Origin of the sequence: Jonquetella sp. BV3C21 (assembly GCF_000468895.1) — a bacterium.
Taxonomy (GTDB): Bacteria; Synergistota; Synergistia; order Synergistales; family Dethiosulfovibrionaceae; genus Jonquetella; species Jonquetella anthropi.
In genome coordinates, this window is sequence record NZ_AWWC01000016.1 from 71810 (window position 1) to 96516 (window position 24707).

Here is a 24707-nt window from a genome sequence, read left to right on the forward strand (position 1 = left end):
AGATGCACATCTCTGACGGGGTTTTGTCTCCTGCGGCGCTCACGACTGGTTGGGTTATTGCTGCCGCCGGCACCGCCGTCGGCCTGAAAAAAATCAACCCGGACAAGATTATCCGGGTGTCGCTGATGGGATCAGCGTTCTTCCTCGCCTCTCTCGTCAACGTGAAGGTGGGGCCCAGCTGCACACACTTGTCCCTTTTAGCCCCTATCGGACTCGTTCTGGGATGGAGCTGCTTCCCTGCCATGATGGTCGCCCTGCTTCTTCAGGCGCTGTTATTCCAATTTGGCGGGCTGCTCTCCATCGGCCCGAACACGGTTGACGTGGGAGTGCCGGCCTTCTTGGCGTGGCTGGTTTTCTCCCGGCTCATTCTTAACAGCACTGGCATTAAAGCCATGGTCTGGTCGTTTTTAGCCGGCGCTCTGGCAGTCCTTCTCTGCGCCACGTTTGTCGGGTGTTTCCTCATGCTGACGGACACCGGCATGATTGGTTCTGCCAAGGCCGTTTTTATCGCCCACCTGCCTCTGGCGGCTATTGAGGGCATTATTACCGCGTTCTTTACAGCGTTCCTTAAACGCTCGGCTCCAGACCTTCTGCTTAACAGCCAAAGCAGATGAGTCTCGACGCCTTGCGCAGCGACTCGGCCGTCGTCTCGCCGTTTGACGGGATTGACGGTCGAGTTCGCTTCTGCTGTGGGATTTTAACAGCCCTGAGCCTTGCGGCGCTGAAAAGTTGGCCAGCTCTGGCGGTCGGCGTTTCCCTGCCTTTCGTACTCGTTCTTTTTTACGGCATTCAGCGATACTGGCCAACCGCCTGGCGAATGCTGATCGTCGGGGCGATCACAACCCTGCTGATCGGGCTCACATGGACCGGCGGTTCCCCTCGCGTCGCCGTCGTGTTCTCCCCCGAAGGGACGATGATGGGCTTCAAAATAGCCGCACGGCTACTGCTCATCTCCGCCTGCCTCGTGCCGCTCGTCACCGCCATGGGTGTCGCAGGAATCGAAGCGGCTATGGCCGGACTCGGCGTCGCCGAGAAATTTCGCATTCTCCTTCTGCTTATGCTTCGTTACTCGCTGATGATGGCTCAGACAACCTCTGACAAAATGCGCGCGCTGCACCTTCGAGGGCCGGAAGCGCCTCTGCTGGTCCGCCTGAACGGGCACGCTTGTTCGCTGGGGAGCTCCCTCGTCGGATGTTCGGATCGCGGCGAGCGCTCATGGCAGGCGCTCCAGTGCCGCGGCGGTCTGGCAGGTTTTAACAGAGCGCGTCGTCATAAAATCGGCGCTAAAGAGTACGGCCTTATCGCCGTCAGCGCCGTTTGGACTGCTGTTGTCTGGGGGGTTGAGCTATGGCTTTGCTGAAAGTTAATAATCTACATTACACCTATCCGGATGGAACCCAGGCGCTTCGCGGCCTCTCCTTCTCCCTCGATCAGGGCGACCGGCTCGCCGTTGTCGGAGCGAACGGCTGTGGAAAATCCACCATGTTGGCGCATCTGTCCGGGTGCCTCGTTCCTCCGCCCGGCACGCTGTACCTTCACGACCAAGAAATCACCGAGAAGAATTTGAAGGACCTGCGCCGCGCCGCCGGACTTATCTTTCAGGACCCGGACGACCAGCTGTTCATGCCGACAGTGCTGGAAGACGTCGGGTTCGGGCTCATCGCGCGGCAGGTTCCGCGAGAAGAAGCGGACCGACTTTCCCTTGAAGCGCTGAAAAAACTCAGCGCCGAAAGCTTGGCCAATCGCCCGCCGCACCGGCTGTCCGGCGGAGAAAAGCGCGCCGTCGCGTTGGCCGGCATTTTGGTCATGGAGCCTGAGCTCCTTCTCCTCGACGAACCGTCCACAGCATTGGACCCCAGAGCGCGCCGCCGGGTCATTAACCTGCTCTCCCAGTTGAAGCGCCCCTTTATCTTGACAACTCACGACTTGGACATGGCGCTTGACCTGTGCAACCGAGTTGCCGTGCTCAGCGCCGGACAGGTCGTCGCCATGGGAGGGCCGGAAATCCTTCAGGACGGCCCAGCGCTGGAACGTTGGGGACTTGAACTGCCCCTGAGCCTGTCTTCTTCCCGATAGCAAAACAATAAACGCAGCCCGCCGCTTACTTGCGGCGGGCTGCGTCGTTATTTTAACGGTATGTTGGCTTTTGTTTCACGTGAAACAGGGGCTTCCCCTTCTGAAAAACAGCCGGCCTATTGGGCTTCGCTCCCTTAGCTGAATGTTACACGCACCCAAAATTCCCCCACAGCCTCTGAGCCTTCCCGATGGCGTATTCAGCTTATTTGGGATAACACATAAGAAAATACTTTTGACCCAATGGAGAAAACCGTTTTACAGCGACACGGACGCCCTTGAGCTAGAAAAAAAACGCTCCCCAAGGAGGACAAAGAAGCGACGAAGCAAACCCCGCATTGGAGCGCAAAAGGCGTCCCGCTCAAAGCACAAAACGGATAGGCCCAGCTGAGGGCAGCACCGAGCCATTGAGCAGACATTTATTGCGGCGCTCTGGCACAAAGCACAGGGGAAAGCCCGCGCCGACCGGCGACTGGGCTAAGTTTGCAAAAACGCCGCCGGTTGAGCAAGCCGGGCGAACGACCGAACACTGTCATAGCCTGATCGCAATGAAGCCACCGGCGCGATGAATCGTCTCAGACTACGCCCCTTCGGTCGGGGAAACCGAAAGACCCGCTTCTCTTAAAGTTCCCTCGGGCCATTCTAATTTACGTCCCGTCAAACGCTAAAAATGAATGGCGTCTCTTCTTAAAATGAACTCTATGTGCTTATACGCCCAAGAGGGCAAGACCAACCGAGCTAATGACGTCGTACCACCACGATGGTTTCAATTCATATGCCCGCCAAGACGTGGCCGGCTGAGCACCGTTTAAGCGTTATGGCGCGTCAGTTTCAATTCACGCGCCCGTGAGGTTCAGTCACGTCTTAGGACCTAACAGCACCGAGAGAGCTTCTCCGCTTGCAGGTGAATACAACGGGCGCTTGGTCGAACGCCTCCGCGTAACAGGTCGAATCATCAGTATTTAACGTATTATCAGCACCTTCTTGGCACGAAAAAGGCCACCGTCCTGATTCAGGACTGATGGCCCGTAGAAACCTTTTACTTTCTCGAAGGCACGAAGGCGGTGTTCGTTCACGGTTACTAAGCCAAGAAACTCAATTCATGCGCGCAGTGACACGGCAGAACTATAACTACCATCCTCTAACCTCCACTAGATAAACAGCAAGAAATCCTGCATAGAGGGCCTCCACCAAAAACAGAAAAAGACGCCAGCCTTCGAGTTTCCCATAAAAGTCACGCCCGCACTGACTCATGTTAAATATATCACCATATGTATAGTCAATATCCCGTTCGTGCACTCTCATGGGCAACATCTCCTTTGACTATATTGTATCACCGTCACGTTCAACGGCTCACCCTCTGCCCGTCAGGGCAAACGTGTTCAGAAGCCTTCGCAGTTACGAGGGCAATAAAGCCAGCCCTAGATTTGCATCGAGCGGGAATAACTTTTCGACGTCCGCGCTGACCAAGACGATAAAACGTCGCTGACTCAGGCTTTATGCTGTATTGAACGTTTCGGCTCCATCTTTTTCTCTCTATCAAGACCGTTCTATTGGTGAATTTTCATGCAGCGCGTAATCTTGTCGCCTTCGCCAAGAGAACGCATCAATTTCTCCAACAAAGGCCCTTTCAGCACCAAACTCTGTCCCGCTGAACGAGAAATTCAGCCGAACGTCCGAGGCTCATATCATTTCATTTTGAAAAAAGCGACGTTTCGTCTTCGGTTTCCAACCTCTACTTTTTCGGCAGATCAGCAATAAAATCCCTTCACGGCGCAGTTCTGCAACACAGGGTACGCGCTATCTTGTTTAGATGGATAAAGAACCGTGAACGACGGGAATTTTCGCCTGACGTTGATCATATTGCGATAATACTTTTGGGGCGTATCGGGGTACTTGTATCTTGCTTATGAATTTCTTGATCGACCGCTTTTGTCCTTTTGCTCGCTCAGTTTTCTCCTCATTTTATCGAGCAAATTCGCGCGGCCTTCCCTGCTAGAAGAGGTCAAGGTCTCAAATGGTACGGCTTTCTTTCTGGCATAAGATGAGACGCAAAGGACGAAGGACACACAGAACCACCTGATGGAGGGCTTTTTTTCGTTTTTCGTTTTTCGTTTTTCGTTTTTCGTTGTCGCAGCCCCTTTCAAGCCGGCAACTTTTATACCGCTGTCACGCCCGCCAGCCACTGCGGCCCAAACAACATGAAGCGTCAGAACGACCTGCGCCCCGCCTTCGGGTGAACGCCTCTTCAACACAGCGCGACATTTAGCCGGTTCCTTCCAGCCCGCCGATTCTTCTTGATCATCTCAGCGCTACGACGCGCGGTTCTTTAGAGCGTCCTTCCAATTCGACCTTATACACAACAACGGGCGTCCCTTGCGGACGCCCGTTGTTGCGCTCTCAGCGCACCGCGACTGACGCACCTGTTAATTTGAAGAATCAAAAGCAACAAACAGGTGGTTCACCTCACCCCCCGGCCAAAGACTTTCTCCGCCGCTCAAATGAGGTGATTTATAGATTAGGCAAGACAACGCCTAAAACTTTTTCACCAAGGGCCTTCCAGGGGACTGGTTCTTCGTTGAACCCCTTTGCGTTATTCCCAAAAACAAAAATAACGTTCTCCGCAAGGCCTATTCTTATATTAAAAGAGGCTAAACGATTAGACTTTTATTAACCTTTTGCAGTTCTCTTTATTGTTGGGGCGCGCCGCCCTCTCCTCTACTCCTCAGCGGGCGCTTTGCGCCAAAGGGGGCCACCCAATGCAGGGGCCTCAACTAACAGGCGATTCCACTCGTAGGAGCCCGTCGCTTCCGTGACCGACAGGACGCGCGAGAGCGGCACAAACAGACGTATCTTGACCGTCTCACCGTATTCCCGTTCGGCCTCCTGCCCGGGACCTTCCAGCCCGTGGCGGCGCAGCAATCCAGCTAAGGCCGTTTGTCGTTCGTAGTCCGTGACGAGGGTAACTTGGCGACCAGCCAGGAAAAACTCCTTTTGGGCGTGACCTATGGCCTCCGACGCCGCGAAGCTGTAGGCTTCAATGAGACCGCGCGGGCCGAGCTTAACGCCGCCAAAGTAACGGGTCACAATAACGACGGCGTCCCACAGGTCAAGCCGGCACAACTCACCTAGAATTGGACGTCCGGCTGTTCCTGCCGGCTCGCCGTCGTCACTGGATGCTTCGGACCGTCTGCCAATTGGCTCTGTTCGCCAAGCCCAGCAGTTGTGCGTTGCGTTCCTCTGCTCCGCCTTGACTTCCTCAACCGCCCGCTGCGCCGCTTCAACCGAAGAGGCAGGGTAAACGGCGGCTATAAACTCGGACCGGCGCACCTTGTATACCGCTTTTCCACCGGATACGAGCCGGCAAAACGAGTCGGTCATTCCCAGTACTTTTTCAAAAGTTCCCAGCTCTCGGCAAGCTTCAGCGGGACCACGCTCGTGCCGCTCAGAACCTGCATGAAGTTGCTGTCCCCAGCCCAGCGCGGCACCAAGTGACAGTGCAGGTGACCGGCGACGCCAGCCCCGGCGGAGGCGCCAAGGTTGATGCCGACGTTCATTCCCTGCGGGTGAAACGCCCGGCAGAGGCACCCCCGCGCCCGACAGACCAGCTCCATCAATTCGGTTCTCTCGCCTTCCCTCAGGTCGCAGATGTCCGAGACGTGCCGGAACGGCAGAACCATTAAATGCCCTGTGGCGTAGGGATACGCGTTCAACATGACGTAGCAGTTCGTTCCTCGGAATAGGACCAATCTCTCACGATCGGAGCCGGCAGCGCAAAACGGACAGCCGTCGCCTTTTGGACCTGTGATGTACTGATACCGCCATGGGGCCATCATCGTTTCCATTTTTTCGTATCTTCCTTTCCGCCGGGAGAGCGTTTTCCCAGCTCAAAGATTAACCGGCGTATCTCTCTGAAGCCGAGACCTAGGGCAGCGAAAGTGCCGACCACAAGCGAAAGGCCAAGCGCCCAAGAAGGATACCCTCGGCTGACCAGCTCCCGCCCGATTAGAAGTGCCGCGCCCATCGTCCCTGCGACGGTAAAAGCGATGGAAATTACTCGGCTGAATACCGTCAGATCGACGAGTTTCATTCCCCGTCAGCCGATTCGTCCTGAACGGCGGCTAAATCTTTTTGAGCGGCGCTGTCTTTTATCCTGTCGACGTTTGCTTCCAACAGGGCGCAAACGATCTTGACCTGTAAGCGGGTCAGCCCGCTCAGAGTGAATGAGTTGTCCTCATCAAGCCCAGAAATGCTGCACTTGACGCCTAGATCTCGAGCCAGACGCGCCGCTGAGCGAGGACGCCAGCATCTGGCTTTACGCTGAGGGGGCATTCCCTGCTGCAGGCAGAGCCTGCGCACCCGATTTTCTACCTGACGGACCGACCAGTTCAGCCTGACGCACTCCGAAAGCACCCGCTTGATGGCCTCTTCGCTTTCTAAGCCAAGCAAGGCGCGCGCGTGACCTTCGGTGATCGCCTCCCCAGCTAAGGCATCGGCAACCGGCTGCGGCAATGACAGCAACCTCATTTTGTTGGACACAGCCGAGCGGCTCCAGCCGAGCCGCTTTGAAAGTTCGTCCTGCGTCAGCCCAAATTTTTCCGTCAGTTCCCGAAGCGCCGACGCCAGTTCCAACGGTTTCAGGTCTTCGCGCTGAAGGTTTTCTACTAACGCCATTTCCCTCGTCCGCCGGTCGTCGGCCTCGACAAACCGAACCGGAACCGTCAGCAGGCCAGCCAATTTCGCGGCCCGGTAACGTCTTTCTCCGGCGACAATAATCGCCCCGTCGTTCAGCCGACGGGCCAGAATCGGCTGAAGAAGTCCGTGTGCTTTTATCGAACTGGCCAACTCTTTCAGCGCTTCGTCGTCAAAGTGGCGGCGCGGCTGTTCAGGATTGGGGCGAAGGTTCTCCATTGGGTATTCAGGCGCGTAGTCTCCTTGTGCCTCCGGTTTCGTTTCGGCCATCGGCGCTTTCAAAAGGTCAGACAGTCCGCGTCCCAACCTTTTACTTCCTACTTGAGCCATTTATCTTCCACCTCCTGAGCCAATTGACGGTACGCCTCAGCGCCTCGACTTGACGAAGCATATATTCCAACTGGCTGGCCAAAGCTCGGCGCTTCGGCAAGGGCAACGTTTCTGGGGATGACCGTGTTCAGTACGGCAGACCCGAAAACCTCCCGTATTTGCCCTGCCACCTCGTCGGCCAACCGCGTGCGCTGGTCGTACATCGTCAAAAGAATGCCGTCAATCTTCAGCTCTGGGTTCAGGTTGAGCCGCACCGTCTGAATTGTTCGATCGAGCAGTGTCAGCCCTTCCATGGCGTAATACTCACACTGAATCGGCACGAGAATCACCGAAGCCGCCGTCATCGCGTTGACGGTCAACAGGCCAAGCGCGGGGGGGCAGTCCACAAGGGCGGCATCGTAGTCGGTCCAGACACCCTGAAGGCACCGTAAAAGCCTATTTTCTCTGCTCATCAGCGGCGCTAGGTCGAGCTCAGCGCCGGCCAAAGAGACTCCCGACGGAAGAAGGTCCGGCCCCCAAGCGGTCGAAACGATCGCCTCGCGGGCGGGCACTCCGTCCACAAGGCACTCGTACATGGTCGGTCCCGGTTCTTTTCCCCAGCCTAACCCGCTGGAGCAGTTGCCCTGCGGATCCGAGTCAACTGTTAAGATTCGATACCCAAGGCGCGACAGCTCAGCGGACAGGTTGACGACCGTCGTCGTTTTCCCAACGCCGCCTTTTTGATTAATCACCGTTATGACCTTCATGCGTTCTTCCACCATCCGATCTTTTCCGCCCGACCAGGACGTCTTGGGTATTTTTTATCGATCGCGGCCACCTTGTCCCAGCGAAGAATTACCCTCCCCGACTCGCCAAGCTGGTATGGCAAAGCTCGCGGCTCGCTCAGACCTAAAGCGGACCACTTTCCTTGGACCGGCAGGACTTCCTCTTCCCACGCCGGCCCCTTCATCGCCAGTAGACAGCCGCCTTGTCGAACAAGCGGCGACAGGTACTCGGCCAGAACGGGAGCTTCACACACCGCTCGGGCGACCGCGCAGTCCCATTCCTCTCGGCGTGCCGCGGCGAGCTCTTCAGACCTAGCTGAAATGACAGAGACGTTCTCCAGCTCTAGAGCCTCGACGATTTTCCCCAGCTGAACGGCCTTTTTCTTTTGGCTGTCCAGCAAGGTCACGTGCGACTTCGGGAAACAAACAGCCAGAACAACACCAGGAAGACCTCCGCCGGTTCCAACGTCGATGATTTTTTCTGTCCCTTCGACAGCGCTTGCAAGATACAAACAATCGGTCACGTGTTCCTGCCAAAGCACGGTCGGATCTGATGAGCCGGTCAACCTGACCCGCCCGTTCGCCTGACACAATTGGGAGAGGTACTCTTTGAGCATGCTTTCTTGCGCTGCGGTTATGTTTAACCGATTAAGTTCTGTCACCAGCTCTTCACCTCCATTATTTTGTATCTTACCACGACTTCCGAACCGTACCTGAATGTTTCACGTGAAACATTCGCTGTGTGTCTAAAGTAACTACTCGAAGAACAGCCGTCACTTTGCGATTAAGTGTTACTTTTGGCATCAGATCCTCCTAAAATGCCTGCATGTCACTTACTTCGTCCTTGAGTATCAGATTCGTCATCACAAGCCTTTCAGATTCACTGTTTTATCATGTCGCTAATTGTCGTTATCGGATCTGACTCTTTGACAAGTTCGGCAAAACGTCTCACGCCCTCAGAACAGTTGTGAGGGAAAATATCCTAACATCGGCGGCTTTGCCTGTTGACAGCCGTTTCGATGAGGATAGACTCTTTCTTTTCAATCCCTGCTTGACACTGTAAAATATTTTGCCTTCTGCCGTTTTATTTGAGGGGGCTTGATTCAGAACGCCGTGAGGGGCGTCTGGGGGGAATTGCATGTCGATGTTGGATATTATTGGACCGGTGATGGTAGGACCTTCGTCCAGCCACACCGCCGGGGCTGTTCGATTGGGACTTCTAGCCCGCCAAACTTGGGCAAAACCGATAACGCGCGCCGACCTTTACCTTCGCGGTTCGTTTGCCGCAACGTATTGGGGACACGGCACCGATCGTGGGCTGCTGGCTGGGTTGATGGGACTTCAGCCGGATGACCCACAGATCGTCAACGCCTTTCAGCTGGCTGACGAGCGCGGACTTGAGTATCACTTTTACACCGAGGACGACCCGGGAGGGCACCCCAACACCGCCCGTTTTGTGTTGACGAACGGGCAGTCTGTCATGGAACTCATCGGGTGCAGCGTCGGCGGCGGAATGGTTCTGCTCACGTCCATCAACGGGTTCGACGTAGCAATAGACGGCATGAGCACAACACTGGTCGTTCCTCACCGAGATCAGCCCGGAATTATTTCAGCCCTTTCCAGCGAAATGACCCACCGAGGCATTAACATCGCTTCGATGCGCCTGAGCAGAAAATTCCGGGGCGATCAGGCCGTCGCGGTGATGGAAGTCGACAGCCCAGTCGACGAGCCATTGCGGAAAGTTCTCGAAGCGTCACTTCCTGAGGACTGCCGCGTGTTGGTGATTCAGCCGCTAGTCAGCGGAGGTGCGGCATGAACAGCTTAAAAGACCTCATCGATACGGCTGAAAGGACCGGCCAAACCCTTCCGCAGGTGATGTTGGACTGCGACGCCCATGACAGCGGGGTCGACCAAGAAGTTATCCGGGAGTCGATGGCCCGCCGGCTCGACGTGATGAGGGAGAGCGCCAAGGACGCGTTGGTCACCCCATACCGTCCCAAAGTCGCCGCCAACGACGTGCCAAAGCTGCTGGCTCACCGACCGGGACTGACCAGTGAGTTTACTTGGAGAGCCTGCACCATTGCGATGGGGATGAACACCTGCAACGCCTCGATGGGCCGAATTGTCGCAGCGCCGACGGCTGGAAGCTGTGGGATCCTGCCTGGCATGATCTTAGCGTTTGAGGAGCAGCGCACCCCATACGAAGGACGAACCGTTCTGGACGCGCTGATCGTATCTGCCGGCATCGGCGAGGTGATTGCGGCTCGGGCGTCGCTTGCTGGCGCGGAGGGCGGCTGTCAGGCTGAATGCGGCAGCGCGGCGGCGATGGGAGCGGCGGCACTGGTTTACCTTTCTGGAGGAACTCCGGGCGCCTGCGGCCAAGCCGTGGCCATAACGATTAAGTCGATTACCGGCCTGGTCTGTGACCCGTTGGCAGGGCTGGTCGAGATTCCTTGCATCAAGCGAAACGGCATGCTGGTGTCACTAGGCATTTTAGCGGCCGAACTTGCTTTGGCGGGCGTTGAGTCGTTCATTCCAGTTGACGAGATGATTGACGTGATGGGCAAGGTGGGACGCGCTCTGCCGCCCAGCCTCCGAGAAACGGCCTGCGGCGGTTTGGCCGTCTCGCCGACGGCGCGGCAAGTGACCGCCCAGCTGTTGGAAACTCAGAAGACAATTCACTGATTGATTTTCAGGAGACCTTAAATAACAACGTTTAAGAAGCTCGCCTTACACAAGCAGCCCGCGGATATTATCCGCGGGCTGCTTTTTTTCGCTAGAAGTCCTGCTTCTTATTCTGAGAGCGTGACTCGAAACGGCTTGTAGATGGTCTTAATCTGCGCTGAGAACCTTTTAGATTCTCTTCGGCCTCATCGAGGCAAGGCTTTTGTCGTCCGTCTAATATTCCCTTCCTACAATATCGACAGAACCGTCTTGCCGATGCCAGTCGCGCTGACCCAGCAGGTCCCTTGTGGTAGGGGAGCGCCCGTTCAGCGAACGTCTTCGCGCTCCTCGGTGGCATAAGCCGAAAAGATTTACTCGTGGATACATTATCATCGCCGATTCGTTACGAAAGGGCTTCGCCCCTATGAAGAGAAAAACCGTTTCTTCGTCTCTGCACTTCTTTTTTTCTTTGACGCTGGGCGGTCGCCTCTGCCGCCTTTTCGATGGTGGAGACTTCCGTTTAAGGTTCCTCTTGATTGTCTGAGCCGGCGACATTCAGTATACGTCAATATTTATCAACACATTTCAACTTCCACAGGACTGTTTTTTATGGGGCTTTAATCAAAAAGCCTCTAGCGGAGAGGGGAGTGCTGAGACATTTGCTAAATGTTCTCGTCCCTCTCGGAGATTCTTAAACTGAAACGACTTGCTGCTGAGCACATTGATCAACGCGGTGTCGCTCGCGGAAGAATTTCGCTCTCATCAGGCAACGGCTCATTTCTTAGCCGTCAACGTTCCTTGTCCTCTTGTATCGGTTCGTCCAATTGTTTCGTTTGATCGTTGTTAATCGTCCCCCCGTCGTTCGAAAGGCCCCTCATGATACGGGGCCAGCGGTCTTTCTCCCTTCGGCCTATATTTTTGTCTGCAGCGCCGACTCATCAAAACCCTTTTGCCAACCCACGCGCCTTGCTCGCCCCCCTCGATAGGGGGGAGGAGCGCTCGCCCAACAAACGGTTTCGCGCTTTCTTGGAGCTTTTAAGTTGAAACAGCTTGCCGCTGTCCGCGTTGTCTGCTTCTAGCCTAGCTATTCCAAATCCTCTTGGGCTGAACTGACCGCCGTGACAGGAAATCAGTCGTCGAAGGTTTAAAAAAGCGTCTGCCTCTCTTCCGGGGTTTTAATTAGTCAATATATATCAGTATATTTCAACTCTTTTATCATGTCGTTTTCGTTCTCAGGCCATGAAAAAAGCCGTCGGAAAATATCCGGCGGCTTTTCTTTATTCTTTATTTTAAAAAGAGATTACTCGTGAAACAGGCTTTCTTCTCCTGTAGCGCAGGGAATAACCCAGATAGCGACCCCATCCTGAAGAGGAAGCTTGATCGGGTCGCTGCCGTCGATCAGGGAGAAGCACAGCTCTTCATCGTCAGAGCAGCGAACGAGCCCGGCGCCCACGACGATGCCAAGCCGGCGAAGCTCTTCGCGGCGTTCAGCCGGGGCGGCAATCGCCTGGACTTCGCAGTTGAGCGACGGTGGGATCATCGCCAGAGGGACGGTCAATTTCTGGGGCTGCTTCAAGGCCTCGTCCAGCCGGTCAAGCCACGGCGACTTCTTGCGGCGCTCTTCGGCCATGAATTCGACGAACGCGCTCACCCGCTGGTCCGCGAGCGGCGTCAGCTCGTGTTCCACCGCGCAGGCCATTTTCTCGGCCACGTCCGACGGCAGGTCGAGCATCCGCTCGAAAAGCGCTTTCATCTGCTGGTGGCGCCGAAACGTCACGAGGGCCAGGCCTAGCCCTTTGCGGGTCAGGGCAATTTTCCCGTACCGCTCGTGAAGCATCAGGTTCTCTTCCGTCATGCGCTGGACGGCGACGGTTACCGTCGCTTTGCGAAGCCCGAGCCGTGATGCCAGTTCGGTAATCGACGGCAGCTGCCCTTCCATTTCAATTTCAAAAATGGTCTCTAAGTAGTCTTCGGTGCGCGATGTAACCACGCCTATCCCTCCCTGCAACGGCATTCGGTTTCGTACGGCATCGAATGCAGCATATCACCGTAACGATTTATTATATCGTATTTCCCCGCAAAAAATTATACCGGTTCCAGCCATTACAATCAGAGGATCCCGCCCTTTTCTCTTTAAAAATTCATTAAAACAAACGACTTTCCATGCTTTTTGAGTTCGTATAATGAACCCAGTTTATTTCACACACTGTCGTTTGAGGAGGATCTTTTTATGCGTTTTAATCGCGTGTTCTTGGCTGCAATAACAGTTGCCGCCACAGCAGGCATTGCCTTTGCGGCTTCCGCAGACAACGATGCCAAGATTCTTGCTAAAGTCGGCCCGGTAACTATCACCGAACGGGATATGAACATGGCGATAGCCGCATACCCTGCCCAGCAGAGAGCTTACATCGAGACCCCGCAGGGACGCGCCGCCCTGCTGGACGAGTTGGTGAACTTCAACCTGCTCGCCCTGTCCGGCAAAGAACAGAACCTTCAGGACACCCAGGCGTTCAAGGACGCCATGCAGCTTCACGAGCGTCAGGTCCTCGCCAACCTCGCCGGCGAGAAGGCCATTGCCGGCAGCGGCGACAATATCAGCGACGCGGAAATCAAGCAGTACTACGACGCGCATCAGGATTCGTTCTTCGTGCCCGAGTCAATTCGGGCGAGCCACATTCTCATTTCAGTCCCCAAGGGCGCTTCTGATAAAGAGGTGGCCGAAGCTAAGGACAAGGCGATGGATATTATTAAAAAGATAAAGAGCGGCTCTTTGGAGTTCAGCAAAGCGGCTCAGGATATGTCATCCTGCCCGTCAAAAGTCCAGGGCGGGGATTTAGGGTTTTTCTCCAAGGGACAGATGGTTCCGGCGTTTGAAAAAGCCGCTTTCGCCCTCAAGCCCGGCGAAATGACGTCCGAGCCGGTTCGCACCGATTTTGGTTTCCACATCATCAAGGTGACTGACGCCCATCCGGCCAAGACGATGCCGCTTGACGACGTCAAGGCGAGCATTAAATCGACCCTGTCCAGCCAGGCAAAGCTCGCGGCGTTCCAGAAGGCGATCGCCGAACTGCGGCAGAAGTACCCGGTCGAAATTCTTGATGAGAGCCTGAAAACTCCGGCTCCTGCCTCATCAACTTCTGCTCCTGCACCGACGTCCGAGCCTGTTCCGGCTGACGCGAAAAAGTAAATCCGACACATTTAAACGGCCCCTTCCGAAGTTCGGAAGGGGCCGTTTTTTCTCGCAAAAGCGTTGATTTTCTCTCAGCTTTCATTATCGAGCCCTCAGTTTTCCGACACCGCACCGCTGGCTTTCTCAATCAGCGTGACAGCCTCGGCTATTTGAGGCCCCGACAAGGAGCTGATGGACAACCTGACCGCGTTTACCGGCCCGTCGGACGAAAAGAGCTGCCCGGGCGCGATCGCCAGTCCGAGGGAAAAACACCGTTCTGCCAGCTCGCGGCCGTCGGTCTCCGGCGTCGAAAGCCAGAGGTAAATTCCTCCCTGCGGCCGGTTGGACGACCACGGACGCGTCAGACGCTTCAGGTTTTCCCACAGCGTTCTCATTCGGCTGGCCGTTTCAACTCTCACACAGCTTAACGCCCTCTCTAGGCCGCCGCCGTCGATCAGTTTTTCCAGCCACAGCTGAAGCGGCGAGGACGCAGGGCCGGAACGGAGCAACAGCCCGTTTTCAAAGGACTTGTGGAGCGTTTCGGGCGCTAGGCAATACCCGAGCCGCAGTCCCGGACAAAGGGCTTGACTGAACGAGCTCAGGTACACCAGCCGGTCTCCGTCGGACGCAATGGCGCGGAAGGCCGGGACGGCGTCAGGGCCGTACCGCAGTTCGCCGTACGCGTCGTCTTCCAAAATCCAAAAACCTTGACGACGCGAGGCCTCTAAAACGGCCTTCCTCTCGGCCAGCTCGATGGTTTGGCCGGTCGGGTTGGAAAAGCTCGGGTTCAGGTACAGGGCGTCTGCCGGGCCGAGGGCCGCCAGTTCGGTCAGGTCGTCGGAAGGAAGGCGGGAAATTCCAAAACCCTCGGCCTCGCCGCAGAGAGGAGCGCCGGGCCAGCAGAGTTTTGGCACGGTCAAATGACGGACGCCGCGCTCTTTGAGCGCCATGAGAGCAAGTGACAGGCCCTGCCTGCCGCCGGAAGTCAGGAAAATATGGGACCACTGAGCGGCGATTCCCCGGGCGGCGCTGTGCCGGACAAGTAGCCGCCGAAGCGATTCCCAGCCTGCCACCGGCGAAGCGACAAACGCCCGATGGTCTGAGAACAGCGCGTCTGCCGCGCTGGAAAGAATTTTGGCCGGAACCATCAGCCCTTCCGGCCGGTCGTCGTCCATGTGCAGGAGAGCGCCCCACTCCTGTCGGTCCCGCGCCTGCCGGCCCGAGGCGACGAAAAAACCGCTCCGCCCCCGGGCGGTTACAAGCCCCCGACTGACCAGTTCAGACAGCGCGTCCACCGCCGTCTGCCGGCTCACGCCCAAGTCGGCAGAAATGCTTCGGCTGGACGGCAGCCGCTCGCTCGGGCCGAGAGCGCCGCAGCGAATGAGATCAGACAGTCTGTCGGCAAGTTGAACGTACAGTGCCGTCGGCGCAGACCGGTCAAGAGCCAACTCGATCATGTTTTCACCGCCTCAAAAAACGGCGCGGCGGCCGCATCAAGCCGTCGCGCCGTCCGTATGATGATCCTCTTTACCCCAGCCGAATCCCGGTCATCTCTGCGACGGTTCGATCTGTGGCGCACAGGTCGTTCGGCCCTAGGTCGATCAAACTGGCGTGACCGGTGACCCGGGCGAACGTCCGAAGCTCGGTCAGCAGGCAAGCGAAGAAGTTCTCCACCCGTTTGGCAGCCGCTGGCACGTCAAGCCGCCGCCGCAGCTCGGCGTCCTGAGTCCCCACGCCCATCGGGCACTTGCCGGAGCCGCATATCCGATACTGGGCACAGCCTAAGGCAATGAGCGGGGCAGTCGCCATGGCGACCGCGTCGGCCCCTAGGGCGATGGCCTTGGCCACGTCGGCAGAAATCCGAAGTCCGCCTGTGATGACCAGCTGAACGCCGCTTCCCTTTTGGTCGAGAAAACGCCGGGCCCGGCAGAGGGCTGATATGGTGGGCACCGTAGTGGCCTCGCGCAGGATCAGCGGGCTCGAACCAGTCGCGCCGCCTCTGCCGTCGATCGTGATGAAATCCGGCTCGGCGGCCAAGCAGAACGCCAAGTCATTTTCCACGTGTCCGGCGGCAATTTTGATGCCGATCGGACGGCCTTTCGACCGCCGACGAAGGCTCGAAACCAAGTCCTTCATATCCGACGGCGAGTTGATATCCCGGTAGCGGGAAGGGCTCAAAATATCCTGCCCAACCGGCTTGTTTCGGATACGGGCGATCTCTTCGGTGACCTTGGCGCCGGGAAGGTGGCCGCCCATGCCGGGCTTTGTCCCCTGACCGACCTTTATCTCCACCGCGTCGGCGGCTTGGAGGTTCTCGTCGTTAACGCTGTACTGGTTGGGAATGTACTCGAAAATATACTTCGCGGCAGCTGCCCGTTCTTCCGGCAGAATGCCTCCTTCGCCGCTGCAGGTCGCCGTCCCGACGGCTGAGGCACCGAGGGCAAGGGCAACCTTCGCTTCTTTGGAAAGGGCTCCGAACGACATGTGAGAGACGTAGACCGGTCCGGACAGCTCAAGCGGCCGGGCCGCGTTCGGGCCGATAACCGTTTCGATCCGCACGTCCGCACCGTCGTCCAACGGCATAGGATCCAGCTGAGCGCCCGGCAAGACGAGCCCATCCCAGTTGGGAATAGGCATCAGCGTTCCCATGGCGCCCGAAAGAGGACGGCCTGTCAGGGCCATTTCCTGAATCTCCGACATGTATCGAATCTTCGGGTCCGTCTTGGTGAACTCGGCCGGATAGGCCAAGTCCCCGCCGGATGTTCTTTCCGGCTTGGGCTGAGCTTCCGGTTCGGAGTCCTGCTCAAACTGCGAGATCGGACAGCCGCACAGCGGACACTCTTTCAAAGAAGACAGAGGAGCGCCCTCCGCTTCTTCGTCGTACCGGTAGCCGCACATCGGACACACGTACACGGACACAGTGCACCATCTCCAGATGGGCCGAGCCGCCTCCAGAAACGGCTCAGTTCGCTATTTTTCTTTTTCGCACAGCTCGCGAAGTTTGCGCCGCAGCACCTTGCCAAGGGCGTTGACGGGGAGTTCGGAAAGGAACTCAATTTTTCGCGGGACTTTGAAGTGGGGGAGCCGCTGCCGGCACCACTCAATCAGCTCTGACGAGGAAACGGAAGCGCCGTCCGCCAAAACGACAAACCCCCGAACAACCTCTCCGCTGACCGACTGTCTGTGTCCCACAACGGCCGCCTGCCGGACGGCCGGATGGGACGCCAAAGCCGCTTCGACTTCCTGCGGGTAAACGCTGAATCCGCCCACGATAATCAGGTCGCTAACCCGCTCAAGAATGGTTATCGTGCCGTCCGGGTCGATCCGAACTTGGTCGTCGGTCCCGAACCATCCGTCTTTAAAGCGCAGCGCCGTGTTTTCCGGATCCCTGAAGTAATGAGTCGTAATGGACGGCCCGCGGACCCACAGCTCGCCCTCGTTCCCTTGCGCCGGCTTGCCGTCAAGCCCCTGCAGCTTATATTCCACGCCGGGCAGGAACGTGCCGACCGTGCCGGTGCGGTGCTCACGGCCGAGCGCCGTCACTGCGAGGACGGGGGACGACTCGGTCACGCCGTACCCCTCCACGAGCCGAGCGCCGGAAAAAACCTCTCGGGCGCGAAGCTCCAAGTTGGTCGCCAGCCGATCGCCGCCGCTGATCACGAGCCGCATGTCAGGCAGAGACGTTCTCGCCTTCAGGAGCGTTCCAACGAGGAAGTGAAGCATCGTCGGCACCATGACCGACAAGTTGGCGTGGGACGCCTGAGCCGCTTCGACCACCGCAGAGACGGGAAGAAACGACCGAACCATGGCCTGCTTAATCCCAGCAACGAGGGGCAGCCACCCGCTCACCACGCATCCCAGCGCGTGAAAGTTGGGCAGAACGTTCAGCATGACCATGTCGTCCGTCAGCTCAATGGCATGCTGCACCGCCGATTCAATGTTTGAACGAAGGTTCCCGTGAGTCAGGGGAACGCCCTTCGGAACGCCGGTCGTCCCGGAGGTGAAAAAGATGACCGCCGTCTCCGGGTCGTCTTGCTGGGTAGCCCGCACCTTGACCGATGAAAGTTCCCCTTCGGGAGAAACGTTCGCGCAGGGCTGTCCCCAGCTCTCCATATCAGCTTTGTGAGGGAGCGTCTCAGGGCCAAGCACCGCCAAAGACGCGTCGGCACGGCGAACCACCGATTCAATCGCCCCGATGCCGGCCGCCGTGTTAACCGGAACGATCGTCCCGCCGAGCCGCCAACAGGCCAGCGAAAGGGCATGGAACTCCGGACAGACGGGAAGCAGAGCTAAAAGCCGCTGCCCAGTGCCAAATCCGGCTTCACGAAGGGAGCATTCCATCGTCTCACTGGCGCGAAAAAGCCAGTCGCTGGAACGCCATTGTCCCTGATACCACATCTGAGATCGCGGGGACGCCCACGCCTCAGAAATAAGTTCTTCCAGTCGTTTCCCGTTCATCGTTCATTCTCCCCCTGAACCTTCTGACCAAATTCAATTTCAGCATTTTCATCCTGCATATATCGCTAAAAGTCTACCACAAGCGTTCTCTTTCTCCTCATCAATCTTCCGAAGAAAAATAACTTCCCGCTGAGGAAACGCCTCAGTTCTACAGTTTTACGGACGGTCCGGCCAATTTTTCGCCAATCGAGCCGCCGAAGGAAATATACGCGCCGAAAAAGCTCCCATCGGGCCTGGCAGCGGTTCCCGTGCTAAAATAGAAAATAATAAGGGGAGATTCTGCCCTCTTCTTGGCAAACGGAGGTTTTTACATGATCGAAACGCCAGATAATCTCGGCCGGGTAACGGTTCATCCGCTGGTCGAGGAAATTAAGCACAGCTATCTCGACTACGCCATGAGCGTCATCGTCGGGCGAGCTCTGCCGGACGCCAGAGACGGGCTCAAGCCGGTTCAGCGCCGTATTCTGTACGCCATGATGGGGCTGGGCATCAAGCATAATCAGCCGTACAAAAAGTCGGCCCGCGTCGTCGGCGAGACGATGGGTAAATACCATCCCCACGGCGACAGCGCCATCTACGAGACGATGGTTCGTCTTGCCCAAGAGTGGAGCATGCGCTACCCGCTGGTGGACGGCCAAGGAAACTTCGGGTCCATCGACGGCGACAGCGCCGCGGCCATGCGGTACACCGAAGCCCGCTTCGCCGAGACCGGCGAGCTGATGTTAGCCGACATCGACGAGGACACGGTCGACTGGGGCCCGAACTTCGACGAGTCGTTGAAAGAACCTTTGACGCTCCCGTCGGCCCTGCCAAACCTGCTCATCAACGGCAGCACCGGCATCGCCGTCGGCATGGCCACCAACATGGCCCCTCACAACTTAGGCGAGGTGGTCGACGCTCTCAGGCTGCTGATCCGCCGGCCTGACGCCGAGCTCGACGATCTGATGAGCTGTCTGCCCGGCCCGGATTTCCCCACCGGCGGTATCATCATGGGCCGAGAGGGAATTTTAGACGCCTACCGCACCGGCCGCGGAAAGATCATCCTGCGGGGCAAATGCCACGTCGAGCAGAAGTCCCGGAGCAAAACGAACGTGGTCATCACCGAGATCCCTTACATGATCAACAAGACGACTCTCATTGAGAGCATCGTCAAGGGCGTGCAGGGAAAACAGATCGACGGCGTTTCGGATATCCGAGACGAGTCGGACCGCAAGGGCCTTCGTCTGGTCGTTGAGCTGACAAGAGAGGCTGACGCCGAGCTGGTTCAGCGGCAGCTGTACAGCCGCACGTCCCTCCAGAGCACCTTCGGCATCATCAACTTGGCGCTGGTGGACAACAAGCCGGTGGAGCTGAACTTAAAACAGCTCCTTGAAACGTTCTTAAACTATCGGCGCTCGGTGGTCAGACGGCGCACCCAGTTCCGTCTCGACAAGGCCGAGGCGCGCCGTCACATCGTCGAAGGGCTCTGCAAGGCGCTGGACGTCATCGATCAGGTGATCGCCATCATTCGGGGAGCTCAGACCGCCGACGACGCGAAAGCCGGACTGATCGGCGAGCTGGCCTTCACCGACCTGCAGGCACAGGCTATTTTGGACATGCGGCTGCAGCGCCTGACCGGCTTGGAGCGGGAAAAGCTTCTGGCCGAGCTGGCCCAGCTGCTGGCCGACATCGAACGATACCGCTCAATTCTCGACAACCCGTCGGTTCTCGACGGCGTCATCAACGACGAACTGGGCGAGCTGCGCCGCAAGTTCGCCGACGAGCGCCGAACGGAGCTGAGCGCGGCTCTGCCAACGGAAGGCGACTCGCTGGAAGACCTGCTGCCAGAGGAAGACATTCTGGTCACCCTGTCGAAGGACGGCTTCCTGCGCCGCTCGCCGCTGGAGAACTACAACCTTCAGAACCGGGGCGGAAAAGGTCGGCTGGGCGCCGTCCTCAAGGACGACGACGAGGTCGGCCAGATGGCCGTCACGTCCACTCACAGCGATATTTTCCTGTTCACGTCCCGCGGGCGGGTTTTCGCCATTCGGGGGCACATGATTCCTGAGACAAAGACCGGCAAAGGACGCGCCGTCAGCAAATTCGTCTCCCTGACCGACGACGAACGCGTCGTGGCCATGCGCGGTACCCTTGAGGAGACCGCCACGTCCCACCTGCTTTTCATCACAAAGCGGGGCATCGGCAAGCGCATGGACGCTGAAGAACTGGAGAACCTGACCCGAGCCGGCCGGCGGGTTTTGTCCCTCGACGACGGCGACGAAATCGCCGCGATCATCGACACGGACGGCAATTCAAAGGTCCTTTTAGTTACGTCTAAGGCCAAGGCCGCCCACGTCGACGAGAGCGAGTTCCGGCCCATGGGACGGGCGGCCCGGGGCGTGAAGGCCATGAAGCTGGCGCCGGACGACCGGATTATCGCCGCTTGGACCGTGGCACCGGATGAAAACTTGCTCCTAGTGAGCGAAACGGGTATCGGCAAGCGCACGAAACCGGAGGAGTTCCCGATTCACCACCGAGGCAGCGGCGGTGTTCAGGCCATGCACCTAGGAGCGCGTACCGGCCGGTTGGCCGCTGCGGTCGGCGTGGCTTCGTCCGACGAGGTCGGACTGATGACCGAAAAGGGACGGATGATCCGCCTTTCCGCGTCGGATATCCCGCTGCTGAGCCGGACGGCCACCGGCTCGATCGTCCTTCGCCTGAACGACGGCGACCTCTTGGCAAGCGTTAGCGTCATCCCGGCGCCGATGGCTCCGGAGTCCCTGACGGACGCCGACCCTCGGCAGTTAACCCTGCCGGTCGACGAGCCGGAAACGGAGGCCTAGCGTGCTGGCCCCCCAAGGACGGCGGCCTCTTCTCGTTTGGCTGGCCCTGTCAGCCGTCGGGCTGTTTTGTTTTCCGCCGGCGCTCTTTTTAACTCTGCCGGTCACGTTGCTGGTCGGCTGGTTCTACCGGGATCCGGAACGCAAAACGCCAGACAACCCGCGGGCGTTCGTCGCGCCGGCAGACGGCCGAGTGACTGAGATCGTCCGCACGTCTCACCCGTACTGCGGTCCAGCGGTCAAGATCGGCATTTTCATGAACGCGCTGAACGTTCACGTCAACCGAATGGCCTGCGCCGGCACGGTGGAGTACTTGGACTACATTCCGGGGCGCAAGTGGGTCGCCTCGGCCCCGAAGGCGTCGCTCGAAAACGAGCGGTTTTTCCTAGGGTACCAAACAGCCCACGGCCGGGTGCTCCAGTGCCAGATCGCCGGGCTGGTTGCCCGACGGATCGCCTGCAGTGTCAAAAAAGGCGACTCATTTGCTGCGGGACAGCGGTACGGAATGATCCTGCTGGGATCAAAGGTCGACGTCTACCTGCCCTTGAACGCAGTTTTGTCCGTGAGCGTCGGGGCGCGAACAGTCGCCGGAGAAACGGTGATTGCGGAGGTGAAGGAATGAAACTTCTTGCTCGCCGAAGACTTCGGGAAATACCCATCCGAAGCAATATTCCCAACATGATTACCAGCGGCAACCTGCTGTGCGGCATGTTGGCCATGGTGCTGACCCTTCGGGGACACTACGTTACCGCCGCCTGGATGATCCCCATGGCTGTGGCGTTCGACTTCTGCGACGGCATGGTCGCCCGGGCCATGGGACTGAGCAGCGATTTTGGCGTGGAGTTTGACAGCTTGGGCGACGTGGTCAGCTTCGGCGTCGCGCCGGCGCTTCTGATCTACACGGTGTACCTGAAAAACCTTCCCGACGTAGTCGGCACGATCGTGGTGCTTTACTTTACCCTGTGCGGCGCGCTCCGGCTCGCCCGGTTCAACGTGGTGCACTGTCCCGGGCCGTTTCAAGGCCTTCCGATCCCCGCAGCCGGAATTTTCATGGTGTCGTGGGTGATGGCTGGGCTGCACGTGCCGCCGGCGCTGATCGCCGGGCTGTCCGTCCTGTCCGGCACCTTGATGATTTCATCCGTCCCGTACGGGAACCTGAAAAGCCTGAAACGGAACTCGATTCACTTCCAGAAGATCGCCTCTCTGCTCGTCTTCGTCCTCGTGACGGTCGCCCTTTTAAAAAGCGTCACGTTCCTTATCCTGTCGGGAATTTATCTGGCCAGCGGGCTGTTGAGCTTCAATTGGAGCGATTGGCTGAGCACTGACCGAGCCCAACAGAAAGATCGGGACGAAAAGTCATGAGGTGGAAATCCGTCGATCTGGCCGGCTCATACGGCGACCGAATTACCCGCCTGTCCGTCGGCGTGGTGAACAGACCGCGCCGCGCCGTTGTGTTGTTTCACGGCGTTCACAGCTGGGCTCAGCCCCTTCCTGGCAATAAATACGCCTCTCTTGGCGGGATGCTGGCCGAGCGCGGGGTTTTGCCGGTGCTCGTCGAGTCAAGCCGGTCGTGCCGCGACCGGCTCAGCTGGGGAAGCGACCTGATGGGCTGGATTAAAGCCGCGTTTGGCGGTAAGACGTTCGAGCAGGAGTTCTCCGACGCCTCCGCTGCCGTGTCGGCCGTCGCTTCGGCCTATCCGCGCCTGCCGCTTACCTTGTGGGGGTTCTCCCTCGGCGGCTTGATCGCCCTGCTGGCGGCTGGCGGCTACGGCTCGTCAGAGCGGGTACCCGTCGACGGGTTAATCGTTTCAGGCAGCGGCGATCAGCTCCGGCCGGAGTGCCGCGACGCCCTCGCCCTGCCGATTCTCCGCGACCTGCCCGACCGAAGCTTCCTCGAAAAGGCCGCACGCAACGCCCGGCCGGCGTGGTTTCGCTCGTTTTACGGCTCCCTGGACGCCTCGTTCGACCAGCCGTCGTGCCGCAGGCTCTATGAGGGCGTCGTCTGCGACGATAAAAAGTGGTTCGTCGTCGATGGAGCGGATCACTCGTTTCGGACGCTGAACGGCTCGCCCAGCAGGCTGCCGCTCCAGATCATGGTTCGGGAACTCCGGGAGGTCCTCTTGAGCACTAAAAACTGACCGCCGGGATGAAAACCGCCAAAAAGACGCCCAGAAAAAGGACCGGCGCAAACGGCCAGACTTGACCGTGGCGGACTTTCCCCGTCAGAAGGCCGATTCCCGCCGCGAGGCCGGCGACAAAACACCCAATTCCCAGCGCCGTCAGTCCCCAACGAAGCCCCAGCGCCGCGCCGACCGACATAACAAGCAGGACATCTCCCCAGCCGATCAATGTCAGAAAGGCAAAAGGAGCCAAACAGGCGCCGGGAATCAGTCCGAGCAATCCGTCAAAGGCCGTCCCGCTGAGAGTGCGGACTGCCGCGGCGCATAGGGCGAGAAGAACCGTCGGCCCGTCGCTCACGGTCAGGCTCTCGAAGTCCTGTTTAGCCTGACAGGCGCAGACGAGCAGACAGCACCCCCAGAGGAACCGCTCCTGCCAGCCGGGCCACAGAATCCACAATCCGGCTGCAGCGCAGGCCAACAGAGCAGCGAAAAGCGCGCAGAAAACGATTTTTCGGTTGACCGCGCTCGAAATATTTTGTCTCACGAGTTTTCTCCTTTCTCCAGCGCGTTGTTTCGGACGAACTAACAATTTTTATTAAAGGAGGCCTTTCCATGACCGTTCGTAAGATTCTCATCGCCGTCGATTTAAGCGCTCTCGCGTCAGACGTGATTCGTTATGGGTGCCGGATTGCCACAAGCCTTAAAGCAAAGGTAAAAGTGATCCACGCCGTCCCGAACGTCGCCACGTGGAAGGGATACGAGCCGTCTCTGCCAGCCAGTTTGGAAGAGGAAATGACCCAGACCGCCAAGACAAAGCTTCAAGGCTACATCGACGACGCGAAAGCCGCGGAGCCGGACGTCACGGACTGCATTGAAGACGTGGCCGTTTTGGCCGGCAACCCCACGTTGATGATCTGCACCACCGCGTCGGACGAGAAATTCGACATGATCGTTGTCGGGTACCGGGGCCACTCGGCGCTTGAACGTCTGCTGGTCGGATCCACCGCTTCCAACGTCATCCGCTACGCCTCCACTTCGGTCCTGCTGTACCGTCCGGACGAGACAGAAGAACCGGCGAAAAGCTGAACGTCTCTCAGAGCTCCTGAGAATCTGATATGATTTTAAGCGGAAAAATTATCGCCGCCCACGAGGGGATTTTGGCAAAGGAGAGGATACAGTGAAACTGGACGTGGTAGATCATATCGGCGTGGCAGTTCCCAACATCGACGAGGCGCTCAAGTTCTGGGAAGCCGTGTTGGGCGTCAAGTGCACTGGGGTGGAAGAGGTGGCCGACCAGAAGGTAAAAACCGCGTTTCTTCCCATTAAGGACACGGAAATTGAACTTCTCGAGCCGACGAGCCCGGACAGCCCGGTCGCCAAGTTCATGGAAAAAGGACGGCCTGGGATTCACCACATGGCCATTCGGGTGGAAAACGTCGAAAAGGCCTTGGAGGAGTTAAAAGCCGCAAGCGTCAAGCTGATCGACGAAAAGCCCCGGCGGGGTGCCGGCGGCGCGATGATCGCGTTCCTTCATCCCAAGTCCACCGGCGGCGTCCTGCTGGAGCTGTGTCAAAGAGGAAACTGCTAGTCTCTGCACAAAAAAAGCGGCCCTTCAGAC

Annotated in this window: 24 protein-coding genes; 12 read left to right on the top strand and 12 right to left on the bottom strand. The window is 58.0% G+C overall.

Going from position 1 to position 24707, the window contains the following annotated elements:
* The first annotated feature begins 2 nt into the window (after positions 1 to 2).
* From cbiM to HMPREF1249_RS04030, 3 genes are read left to right on the top strand one after another with little or no spacing between them, the layout of a single operon-like run.
* Complete coding sequence (cbiM, locus tag HMPREF1249_RS04020) at positions 3 to 614, top strand: cobalt transporter CbiM (RefSeq protein WP_008519805.1); 612 nt, start codon at positions 3 to 5, stop codon at positions 612 to 614.
* Complete coding sequence (locus HMPREF1249_RS04025) at positions 611 to 1360, top strand: energy-coupling factor transporter transmembrane component T (RefSeq protein ID WP_008519807.1); 750 nt, start codon at positions 611 to 613, stop codon at positions 1358 to 1360. Before cbiM ends, HMPREF1249_RS04025 begins: the two co-directional genes overlap by 4 nt.
* The gene (locus tag HMPREF1249_RS04030; protein ID WP_008519809.1) at positions 1348 to 2076 is read left to right on the top strand and encodes an energy-coupling factor ABC transporter ATP-binding protein; all 729 of its coding nucleotides are present in this window, start codon (positions 1348 to 1350) and stop codon (positions 2074 to 2076) included. The genes HMPREF1249_RS04025 and HMPREF1249_RS04030 overlap by 13 nt, the downstream gene beginning before the upstream one ends.
* A gap of 1128 nt (positions 2077 to 3204) precedes the next feature.
* On the opposite strand, the gene HMPREF1249_RS08025 is transcribed toward HMPREF1249_RS04030, so the two are convergent.
* The 7 genes from HMPREF1249_RS08025 to rsmG all read right to left on the bottom strand — a co-directional run bounded on the left by HMPREF1249_RS08025 (position 3205) and on the right by rsmG (position 8521).
* Positions 3205 to 3378 (bottom strand): hypothetical protein, encoded by a 174-nt coding sequence (locus HMPREF1249_RS08025; RefSeq protein ID WP_196799701.1) that lies wholly within the window; start codon positions 3376 to 3378, stop codon positions 3205 to 3207.
* Positions 3379 to 4791: 1413 nt separating this feature from the next.
* Complete coding sequence (locus HMPREF1249_RS04035) at positions 4792 to 5454, bottom strand: IMPACT family protein (RefSeq protein ID WP_008523460.1); 663 nt, start codon at positions 5452 to 5454, stop codon at positions 4792 to 4794.
* Positions 5451 to 5918, bottom strand: coding sequence for an HIT family protein (locus HMPREF1249_RS04040; RefSeq protein ID WP_008523461.1), 468 nt, complete (start codon positions 5916 to 5918; stop codon positions 5451 to 5453). The genes HMPREF1249_RS04035 and HMPREF1249_RS04040 overlap by 4 nt, the downstream gene beginning before the upstream one ends.
* Entirely contained in the window at positions 5906 to 6163 is a 258-nt protein-coding gene (locus HMPREF1249_RS07835; protein WP_008519825.1) for a hypothetical protein, read from the bottom strand. The genes HMPREF1249_RS04040 and HMPREF1249_RS07835 overlap by 13 nt, the downstream gene beginning before the upstream one ends.
* Positions 6160 to 7095 carry a ParB/RepB/Spo0J family partition protein gene (locus tag HMPREF1249_RS04045; protein WP_008519828.1) on the bottom strand — a complete coding sequence of 312 codons (936 nt, stop codon included), beginning with the start codon at positions 7093 to 7095 and terminating at the stop codon, positions 6160 to 6162. Before HMPREF1249_RS04045 ends, HMPREF1249_RS07835 begins: the two co-directional genes overlap by 4 nt.
* Positions 7083 to 7856: a ParA family protein gene (locus tag HMPREF1249_RS04050; RefSeq protein WP_008519830.1), complete on the bottom strand. Its 774-nt coding sequence runs from the start codon at positions 7854 to 7856 to the stop codon at positions 7083 to 7085. Before HMPREF1249_RS04050 ends, HMPREF1249_RS04045 begins: the two co-directional genes overlap by 13 nt.
* Complete coding sequence (rsmG, locus tag HMPREF1249_RS04055) at positions 7838 to 8521, bottom strand: 16S rRNA (guanine(527)-N(7))-methyltransferase RsmG (protein ID WP_021775867.1); 684 nt, start codon at positions 8519 to 8521, stop codon at positions 7838 to 7840. Before rsmG ends, HMPREF1249_RS04050 begins: the two co-directional genes overlap by 19 nt.
* A gap of 476 nt (positions 8522 to 8997) precedes the next feature.
* Here rsmG and sdaAB point away from each other — a divergent pair, with 476 nt between their 5' ends.
* Entirely contained in the window at positions 8998 to 9675 is a 678-nt protein-coding gene (gene sdaAB, locus HMPREF1249_RS04060; protein ID WP_008519835.1) for an L-serine ammonia-lyase, iron-sulfur-dependent subunit beta, read from the top strand.
* A complete protein-coding gene (gene sdaAA, locus HMPREF1249_RS04065; protein WP_008519836.1) occupies positions 9672 to 10544 on the top strand; it encodes an L-serine ammonia-lyase, iron-sulfur-dependent, subunit alpha in 873 nt (290 codons plus the stop codon). Before sdaAB ends, sdaAA begins: the two co-directional genes overlap by 4 nt.
* Before the next feature lie 1279 nt (positions 10545 to 11823).
* Here the strand turns inward: sdaAA and HMPREF1249_RS04070 are convergent.
* Entirely contained in the window at positions 11824 to 12513 is a 690-nt protein-coding gene (locus HMPREF1249_RS04070; protein ID WP_008523464.1) for a metal-dependent transcriptional regulator, read from the bottom strand.
* A 240-nt stretch (positions 12514 to 12753) separates the two neighbouring features.
* Here HMPREF1249_RS04070 and HMPREF1249_RS08080 point away from each other — a divergent pair, with 240 nt between their 5' ends.
* The gene (locus HMPREF1249_RS08080) at positions 12754 to 13710 is read left to right on the top strand and encodes a peptidylprolyl isomerase (RefSeq protein ID WP_008519843.1); all 957 of its coding nucleotides are present in this window, start codon (positions 12754 to 12756) and stop codon (positions 13708 to 13710) included.
* 95 nt (positions 13711 to 13805) lie between these two features.
* On the opposite strand, the gene HMPREF1249_RS04080 is transcribed toward HMPREF1249_RS08080, so the two are convergent.
* From HMPREF1249_RS04080 to HMPREF1249_RS04090, 3 genes are all read right to left on the bottom strand, one after another.
* Entirely contained in the window at positions 13806 to 15149 is a 1344-nt protein-coding gene (locus HMPREF1249_RS04080) for an aminotransferase-like domain-containing protein (RefSeq protein ID WP_008519845.1), read from the bottom strand.
* 70 nt (positions 15150 to 15219) lie between these two features.
* Positions 15220 to 16611, bottom strand: a complete 1392-nt coding sequence (locus tag HMPREF1249_RS04085; protein ID WP_008523468.1) for a glutamate synthase-related protein — start codon at positions 16609 to 16611, stop codon at positions 15220 to 15222.
* Positions 16612 to 16662: 51 nt separating this feature from the next.
* A complete protein-coding gene (locus HMPREF1249_RS04090) occupies positions 16663 to 18150 on the bottom strand; it encodes an AMP-binding protein (RefSeq protein WP_008519849.1) in 1488 nt (495 codons plus the stop codon).
* Between the two features lie 311 nt (positions 18151 to 18461).
* On the opposite strand from HMPREF1249_RS04090, the gene gyrA reads away from it, so the two are divergent.
* Genes gyrA through HMPREF1249_RS04110 form a run of 4 tightly spaced genes read left to right on the top strand, consistent with a single transcriptional unit; the run spans position 18462 to position 23107 of the window.
* A complete protein-coding gene (gyrA, locus tag HMPREF1249_RS04095) occupies positions 18462 to 20972 on the top strand; it encodes a DNA gyrase subunit A (RefSeq protein WP_008519851.1) in 2511 nt (836 codons plus the stop codon).
* A 1-nt stretch (position 20973) separates the two neighbouring features.
* On the top strand, positions 20974 to 21591 hold the full coding sequence (locus HMPREF1249_RS04100; protein ID WP_021775847.1) for a phosphatidylserine decarboxylase: 618 nt from the start codon (positions 20974 to 20976) through the stop codon (positions 21589 to 21591).
* Positions 21588 to 22331 carry a CDP-diacylglycerol--serine O-phosphatidyltransferase gene (gene pssA / locus HMPREF1249_RS04105; protein WP_021775866.1) on the top strand — a complete coding sequence of 248 codons (744 nt, stop codon included), beginning with the start codon at positions 21588 to 21590 and terminating at the stop codon, positions 22329 to 22331. Before HMPREF1249_RS04100 ends, pssA begins: the two co-directional genes overlap by 4 nt.
* Positions 22328 to 23107 carry an alpha/beta hydrolase gene (locus tag HMPREF1249_RS04110; RefSeq protein ID WP_008523470.1) on the top strand — a complete coding sequence of 260 codons (780 nt, stop codon included), beginning with the start codon at positions 22328 to 22330 and terminating at the stop codon, positions 23105 to 23107. The genes pssA and HMPREF1249_RS04110 overlap by 4 nt, the downstream gene beginning before the upstream one ends.
* Here HMPREF1249_RS04110 and HMPREF1249_RS04115 read toward each other — a convergent pair.
* The gene (locus HMPREF1249_RS04115) at positions 23097 to 23633 is read right to left on the bottom strand and encodes a hypothetical protein (protein WP_021775865.1); all 537 of its coding nucleotides are present in this window, start codon (positions 23631 to 23633) and stop codon (positions 23097 to 23099) included. The genes HMPREF1249_RS04110 and HMPREF1249_RS04115 overlap by 11 nt on opposite strands.
* 68 nt (positions 23634 to 23701) lie before the next feature.
* On the opposite strand from HMPREF1249_RS04115, the gene HMPREF1249_RS04120 reads away from it, so the two are divergent.
* Positions 23702 to 24175 (top strand): universal stress protein, encoded by a 474-nt coding sequence (locus tag HMPREF1249_RS04120; RefSeq protein WP_008519860.1) that lies wholly within the window; start codon positions 23702 to 23704, stop codon positions 24173 to 24175.
* A 91-nt stretch (positions 24176 to 24266) separates the two neighbouring features.
* A complete protein-coding gene (gene mce, locus HMPREF1249_RS04125; RefSeq protein ID WP_008519862.1) occupies positions 24267 to 24677 on the top strand; it encodes a methylmalonyl-CoA epimerase in 411 nt (136 codons plus the stop codon).
* Positions 24678 to 24707: the final 30 nt, after the last annotated feature.

Coding starts and splice junctions, on each gene's coding strand:
- HMPREF1249_RS08080 (WP_008519843.1), top strand. CDS start 12,754: ATGCGTTTTAATCGCGTGTTCTTGGCTGCAATAACAGTTGCCGCCACA.
- HMPREF1249_RS04110 (WP_008523470.1), top strand. CDS start 22,328: ATGAGGTGGAAATCCGTCGATCTGGCCGGCTCATACGGCGACCGAATT.
- pssA (WP_021775866.1), top strand. CDS start 21,588: ATGAAACTTCTTGCTCGCCGAAGACTTCGGGAAATACCCATCCGAAGC.
- HMPREF1249_RS04025 (WP_008519807.1), top strand. CDS start 611: ATGAGTCTCGACGCCTTGCGCAGCGACTCGGCCGTCGTCTCGCCGTTT.
- cbiM (WP_008519805.1), top strand. CDS start 3: ATGCACATCTCTGACGGGGTTTTGTCTCCTGCGGCGCTCACGACTGGT.
- HMPREF1249_RS04040 (WP_008523461.1), bottom strand. CDS start 5,918: ATGGAAACGATGATGGCCCCATGGCGGTATCAGTACATCACAGGTCCA.
- HMPREF1249_RS08025 (WP_196799701.1), bottom strand. CDS start 3,378: ATGAGAGTGCACGAACGGGATATTGACTATACATATGGTGATATATTT.
- HMPREF1249_RS04080 (WP_008519845.1), bottom strand. CDS start 15,149: ATGATCGAGTTGGCTCTTGACCGGTCTGCGCCGACGGCACTGTACGTT.
- HMPREF1249_RS04120 (WP_008519860.1), top strand. CDS start 23,702: ATGACCGTTCGTAAGATTCTCATCGCCGTCGATTTAAGCGCTCTCGCG.
- HMPREF1249_RS04050 (WP_008519830.1), bottom strand. CDS start 7,856: ATGGTGGAAGAACGCATGAAGGTCATAACGGTGATTAATCAAAAAGGC.
- HMPREF1249_RS04035 (WP_008523460.1), bottom strand. CDS start 5,454: ATGACCGACTCGTTTTGCCGGCTCGTATCCGGTGGAAAAGCGGTATAC.
- HMPREF1249_RS07835 (WP_008519825.1), bottom strand. CDS start 6,163: ATGAAACTCGTCGATCTGACGGTATTCAGCCGAGTAATTTCCATCGCT.
- sdaAB (WP_008519835.1), top strand. CDS start 8,998: ATGTCGATGTTGGATATTATTGGACCGGTGATGGTAGGACCTTCGTCC.
- HMPREF1249_RS04030 (WP_008519809.1), top strand. CDS start 1,348: ATGGCTTTGCTGAAAGTTAATAATCTACATTACACCTATCCGGATGGA.
- HMPREF1249_RS04045 (WP_008519828.1), bottom strand. CDS start 7,095: ATGGCTCAAGTAGGAAGTAAAAGGTTGGGACGCGGACTGTCTGACCTT.
- sdaAA (WP_008519836.1), top strand. CDS start 9,672: ATGAACAGCTTAAAAGACCTCATCGATACGGCTGAAAGGACCGGCCAA.
- gyrA (WP_008519851.1), top strand. CDS start 18,462: ATGATCGAAACGCCAGATAATCTCGGCCGGGTAACGGTTCATCCGCTG.
- HMPREF1249_RS04090 (WP_008519849.1), bottom strand. CDS start 18,150: ATGAACGGGAAACGACTGGAAGAACTTATTTCTGAGGCGTGGGCGTCC.